The 14,332-nt window shown below is 67.0% G+C and carries 16 protein-coding genes and 1 tRNA gene; 4 read left to right on the forward strand and 13 right to left on the reverse strand.

Annotated features, from left to right (window positions below; genetic code table 11):
* The first annotated feature begins 19 nt into the window (after positions 1–19).
* From ACV7JP_RS04670 to ACV7JP_RS04680, 3 genes are all read left to right on the forward strand, one after another.
* On the forward strand, positions 20–1,621 hold the full coding sequence (locus tag ACV7JP_RS04670; protein ID WP_457798068.1) for a Na+/H+ antiporter: 1,602 nt from the start codon (positions 20–22) through the stop codon (positions 1,619–1,621).
* Positions 1,622–1,724: 103 nt separating this feature from the next.
* Positions 1,725–3,182: a pyruvate kinase gene (locus ACV7JP_RS04675; protein WP_457798069.1), complete on the forward strand. Its 1,458-nt coding sequence runs from the start codon at positions 1,725–1,727 to the stop codon at positions 3,180–3,182.
* A 63-nt stretch (positions 3,183–3,245) separates the two neighbouring features.
* Positions 3,246–3,320, forward strand: a tRNA-Gln gene (locus ACV7JP_RS04680).
* A 430-nt stretch (positions 3,321–3,750) separates the two neighbouring features.
* On the opposite strand, the gene ACV7JP_RS04685 is transcribed toward ACV7JP_RS04680, so the two are convergent.
* The 13 genes from ACV7JP_RS04685 to ACV7JP_RS04745 all read right to left on the reverse strand — a co-directional run bounded on the left by ACV7JP_RS04685 (position 3,751) and on the right by ACV7JP_RS04745 (position 13,592).
* Entirely contained in the window at positions 3,751–4,263 is a 513-nt protein-coding gene (locus ACV7JP_RS04685; RefSeq protein WP_457798070.1) for a hypothetical protein, read from the reverse strand.
* A 23-nt stretch (positions 4,264–4,286) separates the two neighbouring features.
* The gene (locus ACV7JP_RS04690) at positions 4,287–4,535 is read right to left on the reverse strand and encodes a hypothetical protein (protein WP_457798071.1); all 249 of its coding nucleotides are present in this window, start codon (positions 4,533–4,535) and stop codon (positions 4,287–4,289) included.
* Positions 4,536–4,546: 11 nt separating this feature from the next.
* Positions 4,547–7,456 (reverse strand): hypothetical protein, encoded by a 2,910-nt coding sequence (locus ACV7JP_RS04695; protein WP_457798072.1) that lies wholly within the window; start codon positions 7,454–7,456, stop codon positions 4,547–4,549.
* 11 nt (positions 7,457–7,467) lie between these two features.
* Complete coding sequence (locus ACV7JP_RS04700; RefSeq protein WP_457798073.1) at positions 7,468–7,836, reverse strand: hypothetical protein; 369 nt, start codon at positions 7,834–7,836, stop codon at positions 7,468–7,470.
* Positions 7,833–8,354: a hypothetical protein gene (locus ACV7JP_RS04705; RefSeq protein ID WP_457798074.1), complete on the reverse strand. Its 522-nt coding sequence runs from the start codon at positions 8,352–8,354 to the stop codon at positions 7,833–7,835. The genes ACV7JP_RS04700 and ACV7JP_RS04705 overlap by 4 nt, the downstream gene beginning before the upstream one ends.
* 5 nt (positions 8,355–8,359) lie before the next feature.
* Positions 8,360–8,770, reverse strand: a complete 411-nt coding sequence (locus ACV7JP_RS04710) for a hypothetical protein (RefSeq protein WP_457798075.1) — start codon at positions 8,768–8,770, stop codon at positions 8,360–8,362.
* A gap of 3 nt (positions 8,771–8,773) precedes the next feature.
* Positions 8,774–9,613 (reverse strand): hypothetical protein, encoded by an 840-nt coding sequence (locus ACV7JP_RS04715; protein ID WP_457798076.1) that lies wholly within the window; start codon positions 9,611–9,613, stop codon positions 8,774–8,776.
* Positions 9,610–10,287: a phage tail-collar fiber domain-containing protein gene (locus ACV7JP_RS04720; protein ID WP_457798077.1), complete on the reverse strand. Its 678-nt coding sequence runs from the start codon at positions 10,285–10,287 to the stop codon at positions 9,610–9,612. Before ACV7JP_RS04720 ends, ACV7JP_RS04715 begins: the two co-directional genes overlap by 4 nt.
* Positions 10,284–10,862, reverse strand: a complete 579-nt coding sequence (locus ACV7JP_RS04725; protein ID WP_457798078.1) for a phage tail protein I — start codon at positions 10,860–10,862, stop codon at positions 10,284–10,286. The genes ACV7JP_RS04720 and ACV7JP_RS04725 overlap by 4 nt, the downstream gene beginning before the upstream one ends.
* Positions 10,859–12,025, reverse strand: coding sequence for a baseplate J/gp47 family protein (locus ACV7JP_RS04730; RefSeq protein ID WP_457798079.1), 1,167 nt, complete (start codon positions 12,023–12,025; stop codon positions 10,859–10,861). Before ACV7JP_RS04730 ends, ACV7JP_RS04725 begins: the two co-directional genes overlap by 4 nt.
* A complete protein-coding gene (locus ACV7JP_RS04735; protein WP_457798080.1) occupies positions 12,012–12,389 on the reverse strand; it encodes a hypothetical protein in 378 nt (125 codons plus the stop codon). The genes ACV7JP_RS04730 and ACV7JP_RS04735 overlap by 14 nt, the downstream gene beginning before the upstream one ends.
* 126 nt (positions 12,390–12,515) lie before the next feature.
* The gene (locus tag ACV7JP_RS04740; RefSeq protein ID WP_457798081.1) at positions 12,516–12,911 is read right to left on the reverse strand and encodes a hypothetical protein; all 396 of its coding nucleotides are present in this window, start codon (positions 12,909–12,911) and stop codon (positions 12,516–12,518) included.
* Positions 12,912–13,592: a hypothetical protein gene (locus tag ACV7JP_RS04745; protein ID WP_457798082.1), complete on the reverse strand. Its 681-nt coding sequence runs from the start codon at positions 13,590–13,592 to the stop codon at positions 12,912–12,914.
* Between the two features lie 37 nt (positions 13,593–13,629).
* On the opposite strand from ACV7JP_RS04745, the gene ACV7JP_RS04750 reads away from it, so the two are divergent.
* A complete protein-coding gene (locus ACV7JP_RS04750) occupies positions 13,630–14,316 on the forward strand; it encodes a hypothetical protein (RefSeq protein WP_457798083.1) in 687 nt (228 codons plus the stop codon).
* The last annotated feature ends 16 nt before the right edge of the window (positions 14,317–14,332 follow it).

Below are 14,332 nucleotides of genomic sequence, written 5' to 3' on the forward strand. Positions count from 1 at the left end.
TCCCAAGCCCCGAAGCGATATGATCGCCCACGCCCCCTTCGTCATTCTCCTCGCGCTGCTCACGGCGGCTCTGGTTCTCTCGATCCTCGCCAAGCGGCTCCGCATGCCGCCCGCCGCCGCCTATGTGATTGGCGGAATGGCGCTCTCCTTCGCGCCGGCGCGGCTCCCCTTCGAGATCGACCCCGATTTCATTCTCGTGCTGTTCCTCCCGCCGCTGCTGCAATCGAGCGCCTATTTCACCGTCTGGCGCGATTTCAGGCTCAATCTCCGGCCGATCCTCATGCTCGCCGTCGGCGCGGTGATCTTCACGACCGCGGTGGTCGGCTTCGTCGTCCATTGGCTGCTGCCGGCGCTGCCGCTCGCGGCGGGCTTTTGCCTCGGCGCCATCGTCTCGCCGCCCGACGCCGTCGCGGCCAAGGCGGTGCTAGCGCGGCTTCCCGTGCCCGCGCGGCTCGTGACCATTCTCGAAGGCGAGAGTCTCGTCAACGACGCCTCCGGCCTCATGCTCTATCGCGTGGCGGCCGCCGCCGCGCTGACCGGCGTCTTCAGCTGGTCGGACGCGGCGCTGATGTTCGGCCAATTGACGGCGGGCGGCCTTGCCGTGGGCGCGGCCGCGGGGCTTCTCGTCAATCTCGCCATGAGCCGGCTGCGCGACACGCAGCTCATCATCATTGCGAGCTTCCTCGTCGCCTGGGCGAGCTATATCGGCGCCGAGGCGCTGCATGTGTCGGGCGTGCTCGCCGTCGTGACCTGCGGCCTCATCATGGGCTGGGGCCAGCACGCCATTCTCGACGCCGAAAGCCGGCTCGAGGCGCAGGCGGTGTGGCGCTCGGCCGTCTTCGTCATGGAGGCGCTGGTCTTCATCCTCATCGGCCTGGCGTTGCGCAAGGTGGTGGAGGAGCTTGGCGGCTTCGGTCCGGCCTTGTCCTCCGCCCTGCCCCAGGCGCTGATCGTGACAGGCGCGATGATCGCCGCCCGCTTCGTCTGGGTCTTCCCGGCGGCCTATCTCCCGCGCCTGCTCTTCGCCTCCATCCGGAAGCGCGACCCCTATCCGCCGCTCTCCATCCCCGTGATCATCGGCTGGGCGGGCATGCGCGGCGTGGTGAGCCTCGCCGCCGCTCTTGCTTTGCCGCTCGACTTTCCCGGCCGCGGCTTCATCGTCCTGACGACTTTCGTCGCCATCGCCGTCACCGTGCTGATCCAGGGCGCAACGCTGGGATTGCTGGTGAAATGGCTGAAGCCGGCCGCCCCGCTGGTCGATCCCACGCCGCATCTCGACGATCACGAGGCGCGCGAGAAGATCTACGCGGCCGCGCTCGCGCTGATCGCCGCCGATATTGACGACGAAGGCCAGGAGCGCCACCCCAAGCTTCTCGAAGAGTATCGCCGCCGCGTCTTCGTCTATCGCAAGAACCACGAGGAAGGGGAGGCGGTGGCGCAGATGCGCAAGGCGCATTTCGATATGGCGCTCGCCGCCGTCTCCGCGGCGCGCGGAGAACTTCTTCGCCTCCACCGCCTCGGCTGCGTCCACGACACGACGCTGCACGGCGTCGAGGCGGAGCTCGATCTCGAGGAATCGCGGCTGCGCCGACTCTCCGGGGAACGGCAGAATGCGCATTGAGGCGCGCGCCGCAGGCTGCGACGCAAAGGCGCAGCGAGCTTCTCTGTAACAAATTCGTCGTCTTGCCGTTGAGAATGCGACGGGCGAAAAGACGGACAAGGAAATGCACGGCCGCAACGGAATGGACGACGCGCAAGGCGAGCTGCTGGAATTGCGCGGCGATGTCGCGGCGCTGCGCGAGGCGGTCGCGCGGGAGGGCGAGGCGCGTCTCGCCGATTGGGGCCTTGCGCCTGACGCCGAGGCCGGCGCGCGCAACCTCGCCCATTACCTGTCGCTGCGCAGCCGCGATCTCATCGCTCTGCAGCTCCGCCTCGCCGCCTTCGGCCTCTCCTCGCTCGGACGCAGCGAAGCCGACGTTTTGCCCGCGCTCGACGCGCTGCTCGCGACGCTGCGCAGACTTTGCGGAGAAAAAGCGGATTATCCCGCGCGAAGCGGCGGCGATCCGCTGCAACGGGCCTGCGACAGGATTTTCGGCGCGAAGGCCGGGCGCCGCACGCGCATCATCGCGACGCTGCCGAGCGAAGCCGCGGACGATCCGAGCCTTGTCGCCGCGCTGATCGCCGCCGGAATGGATTGCGCGCGCATCAATTGCGCCCATGACGACGCCGACGCCTGGACGCGCATGGCGGGCCATGTCCGCGCCGCGGCGGAACGCGCCGGCCGTCCCTGCCGGGTGCTGATGGACATTGCGGGGCCCAAGCTGCGCGTCGAGGAAGTTTGCGGGCCGAAGAAACGCCGCCTCTGGACCGGCGACCGCCTCCGGCTGACGACGAGGCTCGACCCGCGCGGCGAGGACGTGGCCGCGTCCCTGAATTTTCCTCAAATCGTCTCGCAGCTTCAGATCGGCGCGGAGATCTCCTTCGACGACGGCAAGGCGACGGGGCGCGTCGTCGCCTGCGACAATGAGGGCGTCGAGGTCGAGATCGTCGCCGCACGGGCGAAAGGCTTGCGCCTCAAGCCGGGCAAGGGCGTCAATCTGCCTACGGCGGAACTCGATCTCTCGCCGCTTACCGAAAAGGACCTCGCCGATCTCGACGCCGTCGTCGACTTGGCGGACCTCGTCGGTTTCTCTTTCGTGCAACGCGCCGAAGACGTCGCGCGTCTCGAGGCGGAGCTTGCGGCGCGGCGCGGGGACCGGCCGCCGCAGGGGATCGTGTTGAAGATCGAGACGCCGCTGGCGGTGCGTAACCTGCCGCGCCTGATGACGCGCGCGGCGACGCGCCATCCGACGGCCGTCATGATCGCGCGCGGCGATCTCGCCGTCGAAGTCGGCTTCGCCCGCCTCTCCGAAATGCAGGAGGAAATGCTGTGGCTCTGCGAGGCGGCGTATGCGCCTGTGATCTGGGCCACGCAAGTCCTGGATCAATTCGTCCATGAGGGAGTGGCGAGCCGCGCCGAGACGACCGACGCGGCCATGGCCCAGCGCGCCGACGCCGTCATGCTGAACAAGGGCGCCTATCTGCCGCAGGGCGTGCGCTTCCTGCGGGACGTGCTGGACCGCATGGACCGCCACCAATCCAAGAAATTCGCCCGCCTCGCCCGATTGAAGGCCTGGTCCTGAGCCTTTCGGCGCCACAGCCGGGTTGCGGAGCCGCCCACGCGGCATTATGGAGAGCGGGCGCTTTGGGGCGTCGCCAAGTGGTAAGGCAGCGGATTTTGATTCCGCCATGCGGAGGTTCGAATCCTCCCGCCCCAGCCAGGCAATCGCCAATTCCCGAGACTTTCCCGAAAGCGGCCGAAAGGCCCGCATTCTGCGGGCTCTTGCCGCGGAGATTCGAGACCGCCGAAGGCGGGTCCATGTGGGGGTGGTTCTGGCCTCCGGTCTCCAATCCGAATTTCCGAATTTCCGGAATAGCTTCCTCCGCCGAGCCAGAGACAGGTTCGTCTTTCTCCCAGACGGGTTCCCCGAATACACCCAGGTGAGGCCGGGCGGCCTAACGATCCAGTTGCGTAAGAGCCGTGGATTGCGTAGCCCCCTGTAGCGCGCTGCGATCTTTGGCCATTTTCGCTGCGATCTTTGGCCACATTTTTCCAACGCGCGCCTTTTCCAGCGTCAGTCGGCGGGGCTTTTCGGCGGGTTTCTGACGCCGCGCCGCCCATAGGCGGCGCGCTGTGCGACTGGCTCGACGCTACTTCGTGAGAGGCCAAAGGACCGCGCGGATGGCGATCGGGAGTTTCGGCGTCACCTCGTCGAGGTTCTGCTCGCTTAGCCGGATCAGGTCGACCGTCAGCTCCGAGGCGGCCGCCTTGTCCTGCTCGTCATCGAATTGACGGATCGCGGCGCCCTTCTTGTCGCGCGTCGCCGCATCGTCCTTGTCGGCGATCCGGCAATCGTCCTGCGACGGGCAAATGCGGCGCAGCGCGGCCGACAGCTCCGTCTCGACGGGTTTCAGCGCCGCTTCGACGCGGACGACGTCCTTGGCCGCCGCGCTGTCGAGCGCGGCCGAGGCGAAATGATATTGCTCGCGGATGACACGATCTCGTTCACCCTCGCGAATCCTCGTCTCCAATCCGCTCATCAGCGCTTGGAGGCCCACCTTGATTTCGCGCAGCTCTTTGACCGTGAGCTTCATCGGCTCCGCGTGAGCGGGCTGAGCGGCGAAAGCGAACAGGGCGACGATCAGACAGACCAAATGCTTCATCGGATTTCCCCTTCGGTTTGGAATTACTGCGCGGCGGCTCTGTCGCCGATGCACGCGCCCGCGGGCACAACCCACATCTTGGTGCGGTCGAGTCCCTCAAACTCGAACGGTCCACAGATCAGGCCGCCCTCTCGGAGGCGGAATTTGCCGGGCTGAATGGTCTCGATAATGGGCGTGACGTTTTCCGTGTCCAGGTCCGGCGCCGGGCCGGCATGCGCCGGCAAAGCGGCGGAGACGAGAAGCGCGACGGCGAGAAGGCGGGCTGATTTCATGGCATGCTCCTTTAGGGTTCGATGGTGATTTGTTGGGCCGCGCCGGTGGCAAATTGCGCCATCAGCCGCGTCTTGCCGGAGCCATTGTCCTCGACCCACAGCCGCATCCTGTTCGCCGCGGGCGTGGACGGAGCGCTGATCTCGACGAGCTCCACGACGCCTTGCGCGAGGCGAATATCGGCGCCGGCGGCGCCGGCGACGCGAACGCCGCCCCCCGCTTTGGGGACGAGATCGATATCGATAATGGCGTCCGAGCCGGCGGCGACGATCTGCGGCGCGAATGCCGCGATATTGTTGACCAGGCGCAGATAATTCACGGCGCCGGAAATGTGAGACAGGCTCGCTATGGTCGAGCCGCCGCCGGCGCCGAACCACGATACTTTTGCGTCCTCGAAGACTTGCGACACATCCGAGCCGGCCGCGCCGGTGACGTCGGATCGAATTGAGGCCCCCTGGACGTTTCCGGGCGCCCGCCAGGAGACGATGTGGCCTTTGGCCATCTCGATCGCGACGGCGGTCCCCGTCGCGCCATCATCGCCGGTGAGCGCGTTGGCTGCAATTACAAGGGCCCGGTTCCAAGTGTTTCCGCCTCGGCCGATGGCGATGGCGGTATTGCTGGGATTGGTCGACGCCCCTCCATAGGCGTTGTCGCCGCCTCCCGGCGCCCAGATGCCGTAGGTGCCCGACGTCATAAAATACGGCGTGGAGGTCAGATTGGGCCCTTTGTTTTTGACCGCGATCTCGACGCCGTAGCACTGCGTCCCCGACTCGAACTGACAATCGAAATAGCCGCCCCATGCGGGTCTTCCGGCAAAATCCGCGATCGCAAATCCGGCGGCGCCGATCGTGTCGTGATAGGGCGAGACCGTGTTCGAGGAGCGGGAGAAGCCCCCGATGGCGATGCGCCCATTGCCCGCCTTTGCATACAGCCACGAGTCGCGCACGCCCCACATGGCGCCGTCGACGTCGGCGGTCGGCCAGGTGTTGCCCGCGCCCTCCCCAAATATGCGCGCCGTGAACGTCTGCTGCCCTGTGAACGTGTTCGCCACTCCGAGCGTCGCGAGAGCGAACCAGGCGCCCGAATAGACGTTGAGATGCCCGCTAGCGCCGTCCCATAGGTAGGGCGCATAGTTCGGCGGCAGCTCGCTCGGGACGCCGCTCGGCGCGCCTGCGACGGCCGGCATGTAGGGAAATCCGACCGTCGCGCCCGTCGCGCTGGCGAGACCCACGAACAGATTGCCGCCGCTGTCGCCCTTCCAGCTCTGCTGACCGTTGATGGTCAGCTTCGTGTAAAAATCGCCCGCCTCGATGCGCGAAAGACTCGCGGTGGCCGTCGTCGTGAGGCTGACGAGTTCGAAGCCGGGCGCCCGATTGGGCTTCAACCACCTTGTGCGATGGCCGGGCAACATTTCGATCGCATCGCCCTCCGCCGTGCCCGCCTGTCCGTTGACGCCGGTGATCGCGCCGCCCTGAAATACGATGCCTTTGTCCCAGGACGACGCGCCGGCAGAGACGAGATAGGCGGCCGAGCACGGGTGCGGCGTGACGCTGTAGATGGAGCCGCCGCAACTGTTGATGACGCCGATCGTCAGGCCAGCAAAATAGGTCGCTGTCGCATATGGGTCGAGGACGACCAAATCGCCGGCGTTGAAAGTGTCGATCTCGATTGTATTGACGGTTCCGGCGCCGGGATGGCGGTAGGTCTCGAAATAGCCAGCCCAGCACGCGGTTTTGTAGGTTGTCGTGTCGTTCTCGCAGCCGTAATTTCCCGCAATTCGCGAGGGCATCCACACGCCGTAACTATCGAGGCGGTATGAGAACCCCGAACCGCCGGGGATCGACGCTGTCAGCAGATTGCCCGGCAAATATCCTTTGCCGCCATCCGTCACATTGACGGCCGTCACCGCCCCGCCGGCGACGGTGATCGTCGCTTTGGCTCCCGCGCCGCTGCCGCCAGTCAGAGGCACATTCGTGTATGTTCCGTCAGTGTAGCCGCCCCCGCCGGCCAGGATTGTGTTCTGGTTGTTGATGACCCAAAAGCCAGGATTCGCCGCGTCGTCGAGAGAGCCCTTCACAAAAGCGGTGAGCGCGATGCGCCCATTGGGCGACGTGACCATCCCCGTGCTTTCGCGCGGGAACCATTCCCATCCGCCAGGAAACGACGACGGCGACCAATTGGAGGTCCCGGCGTAATTCGCGTCGGCGCCGACGAAGACGCGATCCGCCAGCCGGGTGATGTTGACGGGACCGACGTTGGAGTAGAAGCCGCCCGCCGCCGGCGCCTGGAACGAATTCGCAGACGCAACGCCTGAGACATTGAGGCCCACGAAACTGACCCCGCCCGCACCGCTCTTGCGCAGCAGCTCGCCCGAGCCGAGCGTCGCTGCGGCCGAGACCTGCCCGAGCCCGTTGGCCTCCAATATGCCGAGGATGTCGCCGGCGCCCCCCTTTTCGGACTGGAGCACGCCGCCGGGGAAATATGCGTCGATCGCCGCTCGGCTCGTATTGGCCGCCGCCGCGCTCAGCGAGGCGTTGGAAGCCGCCGCTTGGGCGGCGGCGGCCTGTGCGACGGCCGACATGTGAGCGGCCTGTGCGGCGTCTCTGGCCTGCTGAGCGGCGTCTCGGAAAACGGCCGACTGATCGGCGATCGCTCGCGCGGCGTCGACCGGAGCCATGGAGCGGGAGATGCCCCACTCGCCGTTTTCCTTCGGCCCCCACCACCGCCCCGATCGGAGATCGAGAGCCAGATCGCAATCCATGCCGAGCGAGGGCGACGGCTCCGGCGTCGCATTCGACGGGCGGAATTCGAGCAGCGAGCAGCCCCTGTCGCCCTTCGGCCCGAGCGGCGTGACCGAGCCCTGTGCGAGCGCCTGGCTCGCAATCAGGAGCAGCGGCAGGAAAAGAGCGGCGAGGCGTTTCATGGCTCGATACCTCAAAGGACGACGACGCTGACGGCGGCGATGGGAGAGACCTTCGGCCCGAAATTGTGTTGAGGCCGGGGGCGGCCATGCATCAGGTCGCCGACATAGGAGCCGGCCGGAATGGCGAGCGTCTCGCCGCGCGAGGCGCGGAATGAGAGCGTCACGAGAAATTGGCCGGCGTCCCAGCCCTCGATCGTCAGCGCCCGCTTCGGATCACGCGAGTCGAAGACCAGCACGGAATCGACGTCGGCGCGCGCGGCTTTGAGCGCGAGCACGAACCACGAGCCGTCATGCTGGGGATCGGGGCCGTCGGCCGGCAGCGCAATCGTCCGGTCGATCGACTGGCCGCGCACCACCTCCCATTGATCCGTCGCCGTCATGGCGCGACCTCCGGCCAGGGATAAGCGTCGATCTCCGCCCTCGTCTCGACGCCGCCGGCGTCGATCCCCGTGTAGATTTCCGCGAGGGCGACGAAGGTCGCCTGGGTGAAGTCGTCGACGCCGTCGGCGATCGCCAGCACCTGCGTCGCGGTCAGCTCCAGCGTGCCGGCCGCCCGCGCCCAGGTGAAAATGTAATCAGGATCGCGACGCGCGCGGCGCTCCGCCTTGGCGAGGTCCTCGATATTGTCGGCCGAACACAGGAAGGGCACGGCGATCGCCGGACCGCTCGCCTGCGGGATCGCGACCATGATCGTCGCGCGGCTCTTCGCCTTGCGCCGATCATAGGCATAGGCCTTCAGCTCATCCTTCGTCGGCGCCGGCGGCGGCGGGCGCTTCCAGCCGAGCTGCGCGAGGCGCTCGTCCGAGAATAGATCGATGATGTTCTCGGGATACTGATAGCCGTCCGCGTCCACATAGGGCGGATAGACCGGCGAATTGTCAGAGATGAGCAGCAGCATGGCCGTCACTCGAACATCACGTCGCCGCCGGCGATGACGCCGGCGACTCCGGACCATTGCCAGACGGTGACATTGTAGCCGGTGCCCACGGGATAGAAGAAATTGCTGGCCGTCGCGACGAAGCGCGCGCCCGAATTGAGGCCGGGGACAATGACCGAGTGGAAGACGTCGCGCGGCAGCGCGAGCCCCACGATCGCCACCACCAGATCGCCATTGGGCCCGGTCGCCTGCAGCAGCGCGTCGATCTGCATGCCGCCCCAGACGCTGGGCTGCAGCCCGCCGCCGGCATTGGTGAGTCCGCCGCGCGAGATCCGCGAAAAGCCGCGCCCATACATCGCCGACGAATAGACGATGTCGTCGGGCACGAAGGTCAGGCCGCGCGAGCCGGCGCCGATAATGTGCGGGAAAGGCATCATGGCTCAGCCCTTCCGAAAGGCGGCGTCGATACGCGGCGGATCGACGGAGCCGACAATGCCGGTGACCATGTCGATTTTGCCGATTTGCGTCGACAGCACGGGCGCCCCGGCCGCGCCGAAATTCCAGCCCGCCGCCCAGGCCCCGACATTGTTGGCGGCGGCGTGCGTGATCAGGAGGCAGATCGGCACGCCCTCCTTGAGATTCGTCGGCAAAGCGAAGGTGCGAGAGGCGCCCATGGAGAGCGTCTTGTTGAAGCCGCTGGCCATGTCCCACGCGACTGTCGGCGTGTCCGCGAGCGCCGTCCATTTATGCGCGTCGGCGAGCGCCTTCGGCGTCACGATCGTGTCATTGACGCTTCCCGCCCGCACCTCATTGGCCGTCGAGATCGCGCCGCCATATTTGTTGAGTCCATCGTCATAGACGATCGGCCGCAAGGCTCCGGGCGAGAGTGCGGGGAAGCGCCTGGCATAGGCGGCCGGGCCGAGGAAGAGCAGCGCCGCCCTCGGCCCCTCGACCGTCCCCGTGCCCCGGATTTTGAATAGGGCGACGCCGTCGAGATCGCCGGGGAGGATGCCCGTATCGTCGAACAGCACGATGGGAATCGCCGGCAAGTCCGAAACCTTCAGGTCCGGGCTCGGCGCGAGATTCGGCGAGGCGACGCTGGCGACGATGACCAGGTCGTCGCTCCACGCCGTCACCGCCGGCGTCGGCGCGATCGTGACGTGATTGACCGCGCCGACGTCGACGCCATGCACGATTTGGACGTTCGATTTTTTAAGCTGCTGCAACAGCGCATAGAGCTGCGCCGCCGCCGCCTGCAGGGCTTCCGTTTCCGCGCTCATGACCCAAACCTTTCTTCGAGGGCGGCGACGCGCGCCTCCAGAGCGTGATTGCGCTCGATGAGATCGCCCAGACGCGCCTCGTCGGCGCGGCGCGCGGCTTCGAGATCGTGGAGCGCCCGCGCGCGATCGGTGACGATCGCCAGCAGATTGAGCATCTGCGAATCGTAGCGATTGACCGTCACACTGATCGGCGGGCCGTTGACGACGATGTCGATCGAGTCGAGGTCGAAATCCTGCACGGTGACGACAGCCGAGAGCAGGAATGGCACGCCGAGCGCCTTGTAGCCGAGCGGCGCGCCATAGACCGGCTGATTGTCCTCGTCATAGCGCTGGATCACGGTCGAGTCCTCGGACCACACGGCCCAAAGCGTTCCGTCATCGAGGAAGAGCCCGATCTCGTGTATCCAGCCCGTCTCGTTGCCGTCGATCTGGCCCGTGAAGGCGATCTGGTCTGGCGCGGGCTTCGAGCCGGCCGACAGCGGCGCGCGCATGAATTCGCGCTCGAGCGCCGTCTCGTCCCCTGTGGGCTGGTAGCCGGCGGCGTCGGCCGGCTTCGCCGCGTCGCCCTTGCCGATCGCGATATGCGTGAAGGCCGCGCGCAGCCCGGAAGGCGGCGAGGCGGTCGCGGCGCGCCCGGCCGCCGTGATCTTGAATTTGATCGCCTCCCGCGTCATTCGGCCACTCCCTCGAGGAAGCCGAAATGCATCGGCCGCACGCCCACGGCGGCGACGCGCGCCTTTGCGGCCGTGTCGGCCGCCACCATGAAATCGACGTCCTGCGAGTGGCGCTTGACCGTCTCGATGACGCGCTTGGCGTGGAGGAGCGAGCGCTCGGAAAGGAGCGGCTCGCCCTCGAATAGCCGCTCCTCCAGCCGCACCACCGCGCGATGCGTCCCGGGCATGCCGAGCGGCTGGCGTCGATGCCACTGCGTCCACTCGACCGTCATGCCGAGCAGCGACAGCGCGAAGCGCACGCCCTTGATCGTGCCCTCCTGGATTTTAATCGGGATGGCGTTCTCGACGACGCGGCGCTGATAGACCTCCCGCATCCCCGGCTCGACATAGTCCTGCACGCCGAGGGAGCGGATGGCGTAGGGCAGCATGACGGTCGGGACGTCCGGCCAGCGGATCGCCATGGCGGCCTGCCAGTCGAAGGCGCCCGTCACCTGCGTCATCGCGAAATGTATAGCTCGGCCGCGATCGTCGAAAACAAAGACGGGCAGCGCGCGGCGATCGGGGACCCGCGTCATTGCTCATCCTCCGGGAGGCGCACGTCGACCTGGATTTCTGCGTTCTCGCCGTCGACGAACTCCCATGGCTGGAGACGCCGATATTTGAGGCTCACGCTCTCGACATTGCTGGCGCCCGAAGCGGACTTGGCCGCCTCGCGCACCACCTGCGGCAGCACCTCGCCGCCGAGCCGCGACCCCCAGCCGCGCAGCACGTCGCGCGCCGCCGCCTCCGCCGCCACGCGCGTTCCGATGCGATCGGCGGTCGCGTAAACGACGAGGCGGAACTCCGGAAGATAGGGCTCCGGCGGCTTCACGGTGACGAGGTCGCCCATGGGCAACAGCTCGTTTTCCTGCAGATCGTAGAGATGCTCTTCGATCTGCGCGCGCAGCGCCGGCCCGGCCGGGCCCGTCGCCGTCAGCGGATAGATGTCGACATAGCAGGGCTGCGGACGCACGGCGGCGACGGCGATGATGGCGCCCGTATAGGCCATGACATGCTCGACATAGCCGCGCCGCTGGCCGCGCGTGCTCGCCTTTTCCAGCGCGTTGCACAGGCGCAGCCGATAGGCGTCGACGCTCTCCCGATCGACGCCCCCGGCCGACGTCGTGACATTGGCGACCGTCTCGACGCCGGCGACGGCGTCGACGATCGCGCTGATCTTTCCGGTCGTCAGGCCGTTGGCGGCGGAGCCGGGCGTCGCGCATCGCACCAGCACGTCGACCGAATAGACGCCCGCGCCGATCGTCGCCTCGGCGACCGTCAGAAAGACGGTCGTGTCGGACCCGGCGCTGACGCGCGTCCCGGTCGGGATCACGACCGCCGCGCCCAGTTGGGTGCGCGAAAAGCGCGCCATGGCCGTCGCGGCGACGGCGTCGAGCCGGGGCGTCTCGATGCCCGGCTGCGCCCCGAGCTGCGCGAGCCAGGGCTCGTCGGCCAGCGCCGCATAGCGCTGCATATGCGCGATGCGCGCCTCCTCGGCCATCAGCGACCAGAGATAGGCCACCGTCCCGATGAGCAGCGTCTCGATCTGCATCGGATAGAGCGTGCGGCCGGTCGCCGCCTCGAACCACGCGATGAGAGATTGCTCCAGGACCTTGGGGTCGCGCTCGAACAGCTCGGGCGCCGGCAGCGCCCGCAGCATGTCGAGATTATAGGGCCCCGGATCGTCAAGCCGCGCCAATCGGGACCTCCACGATGTGGATGCGCTTCTCGACGTCGCCGGCGAGCACGACGCTGAGCAGCGCCCGCCAATGCGAATATTCGGCCCCCTGAAACTCGACGCGCTGCATGACGACGCGCGGCTCGTAGGTCGTCACCGCGTCCCAAAGCTCGCGCGCCATGTTCGGACGCGCGATGTTTTCGGGCTGGTCGATCCAGGGGACGAGCCGCACGCATTTCTCGGGGTGGAGCGGGCATGTGCCCTTCTCGGTCAGCGCGATCGCGCGGACGGCCTGTAGCGGATCGAGATAGCCGAACAGCGCCTCGCCCAGCGCGCCGCGCTTGGGCTGCCAATGCAGGTAATCGATCGAGCGCCAATCGAGCATGCCCGTTCTTCGCGCGCGGGCTACGCCAAATCGCTGCGAATTTTTCGCAGCGGCGTGAGTCAGGCAGTGCGGTCAGTTTGCAGAATTTCGGAAATTTGCAAAGGGCGCGCGGCGCGGATTGCCCGCCTAAAACTTCGCGTCGGTCTCCGTTGCGTTGCGCTGTCGCTCGATCCAATCCATGAGGGCGATCTGTCGAGCGGGCGAGAGTGCGTCTATTTTGTCCGCGAGAGCGGCGGCGTCGACGCCCCATTTGCGCCCGAGACCGTCAACATCAGCATCTCTGATTTCGAGCGCGATGCCGCCGATGATCGTCGCCGCAGGCTCCGCCGCCCAGGACAGGCACGCGTCACGAATCGCATCCAGCTCGGCGGCCTCAAACATTTCCCATGGCCGCTCGCGGCGCACGAACTCCGCATAGCGGTCGACGATCCGTCGAATCGATCCTGACAGACTGTCGTCGCGACCGATCAAATCCAATGTCCGTGCGTCCAAATAGACGTTTTTGCGCATCGCTTGCGTCACTTATCCCTCCAACCCTGCGAGAATGATGCGCCGCGCCAAATCGCGCAGCGGCAAATCCAACCGCGCTGCAGCGACTTTGAGCGCCTCGTGCTCGGCGGGCGAGAGCGGAATGACAACGTTTTTCGCGTCGTCGCCAACCGGCGGAGGCTCGAAGTCTGCGGCGCGCGCGGCGTTGAACGGCGGCGCCGCGACGGCCCGCCGCGCATGGCTGCGCGCGGTGCGGATTAGCCTGGATTGTTCGGCCGGGGAACGGATGGCCCCCGGCGCGAATACGCGCCTGACCTCGGCTGCGGAGAGCAAATTCGGCGTAATGTCCCGCTCGGACTCCACGCCGTCGGGCGTCTGGATGACGACGCGCACCGCGCCGCCCGCCGCCAGACGGCGCTGCTCATCAACGGGGAGCTGCGTGATCGCGCGCATGAGCGTCGGCTGACCCGCAAACGCAATGACGGCCTCGGGATCGGCGCGTCCGCTCGCGATGAGCGGGAGGTAGGCGCTGAGGCCGGTCCGCAGCGCCGACAGATCCACCCCGCGGCTTTCCAGCTCATGCCAGATCGCGGCGAGATAGACGAGGCTCTCCGCCGTCATGCGCATGGCGCGCCCCAGTTCGCGGCGCAGCGTCTCCGTATCGGCCGTCGCCAGCCCCTGCAGCGTGAGGCCCGCCGTCGTCAAATCACTCATCCGTCAAATCCTCCAATTTCGCGCTGAGAGCGAATAGTTGCCTCAAGGCGCGGTCGGCGCGCCCTTTGGCCTGCTGGGCCCTATATTCCCGGCGCGCCTCCGGATCGGCGAGCATCCGCTCGCGCCAGGCGCGTCGCCAATCCCGACTATAGAGGCGCAGCCTCTCCTCGAATTGCGCGCGCTGCTCTGGCGTCATCGCCTCGATCCGCTGTCGGCGGCTCTCGATGATGTCGCGTTTATGCGCCTCCCAAAATTTCCGGCTATAGAGGCGCAGCCTCTCCTCGAATTGCGCGCGCTGCTCTGGCGTCATCGCCTCGATCCGCTGTCGGCGGCTCTCGATGATGTCGTGTTTATGCGCCTCCCAAAATTTCCGGGCGGCGGCGCGTATTTTTCGCACCTGCTCGGGATCGTCGCGCCGCGCCCGGGCCCAGGCGCGCGCCTTGTTTCGAAGCGCGTCGGCGAATTCCGGGTCGGTCGCGCGTCGCTGGCGTTGGCGCTCTGCGCGCGCCGCGAGACGCTCCGGGCGCTCAGTCGCCTCCCGACGTTTGTGATCCCGGTGTTGCGCCCGTCGCTTGATCGTGTGGCAAACATCGCTGCACGTATTCGCTCGGCGCCCAAACGGGATTTCCGCTGCACAAACGACGCAGAGGCGCGGGCCGCCGCGCGCGGCCTTGCGGCGCGCGCGCGCTTCAATCCGCTTTTTGACCCGCAGACAGTCCGGTGAGCAGATTTTCGCGGTC

This window comes from Methylocystis sp. S23 (assembly GCF_054106005.1).

Coding starts and splice junctions, on each gene's coding strand:
- ACV7JP_RS04745 (WP_457798082.1), bottom strand. CDS start 13,592: ATGAGTGATTTGACGACGGCGGGCCTCACGCTGCAGGGGCTGGCGACG.
- ACV7JP_RS04725 (WP_457798078.1), bottom strand. CDS start 10,862: ATGACGCGGGTCCCCGATCGCCGCGCGCTGCCCGTCTTTGTTTTCGAC.
- ACV7JP_RS04685 (WP_457798070.1), bottom strand. CDS start 4,263: ATGAAGCATTTGGTCTGTCTGATCGTCGCCCTGTTCGCTTTCGCCGCT.
- ACV7JP_RS04695 (WP_457798072.1), bottom strand. CDS start 7,456: ATGAAACGCCTCGCCGCTCTTTTCCTGCCGCTGCTCCTGATTGCGAGC.
- ACV7JP_RS04675 (WP_457798069.1), top strand. CDS start 1,725: ATGCACGGCCGCAACGGAATGGACGACGCGCAAGGCGAGCTGCTGGAA.
- ACV7JP_RS04700 (WP_457798073.1), bottom strand. CDS start 7,836: ATGACGGCGACGGATCAATGGGAGGTGGTGCGCGGCCAGTCGATCGAC.
- ACV7JP_RS04735 (WP_457798080.1), bottom strand. CDS start 12,389: ATGCTCGATTGGCGCTCGATCGATTACCTGCATTGGCAGCCCAAGCGC.
- ACV7JP_RS04715 (WP_457798076.1), bottom strand. CDS start 9,613: ATGAGCGCGGAAACGGAAGCCCTGCAGGCGGCGGCGGCGCAGCTCTAT.
- ACV7JP_RS04670 (WP_457798068.1), top strand. CDS start 20: ATGATCGCCCACGCCCCCTTCGTCATTCTCCTCGCGCTGCTCACGGCG.
- ACV7JP_RS04690 (WP_457798071.1), bottom strand. CDS start 4,535: ATGAAATCAGCCCGCCTTCTCGCCGTCGCGCTTCTCGTCTCCGCCGCT.
- ACV7JP_RS04710 (WP_457798075.1), bottom strand. CDS start 8,770: ATGATGCCTTTCCCGCACATTATCGGCGCCGGCTCGCGCGGCCTGACC.
- ACV7JP_RS04705 (WP_457798074.1), bottom strand. CDS start 8,354: ATGCTGCTGCTCATCTCTGACAATTCGCCGGTCTATCCGCCCTATGTG.
- ACV7JP_RS04720 (WP_457798077.1), bottom strand. CDS start 10,287: ATGACGCGGGAGGCGATCAAATTCAAGATCACGGCGGCCGGGCGCGCC.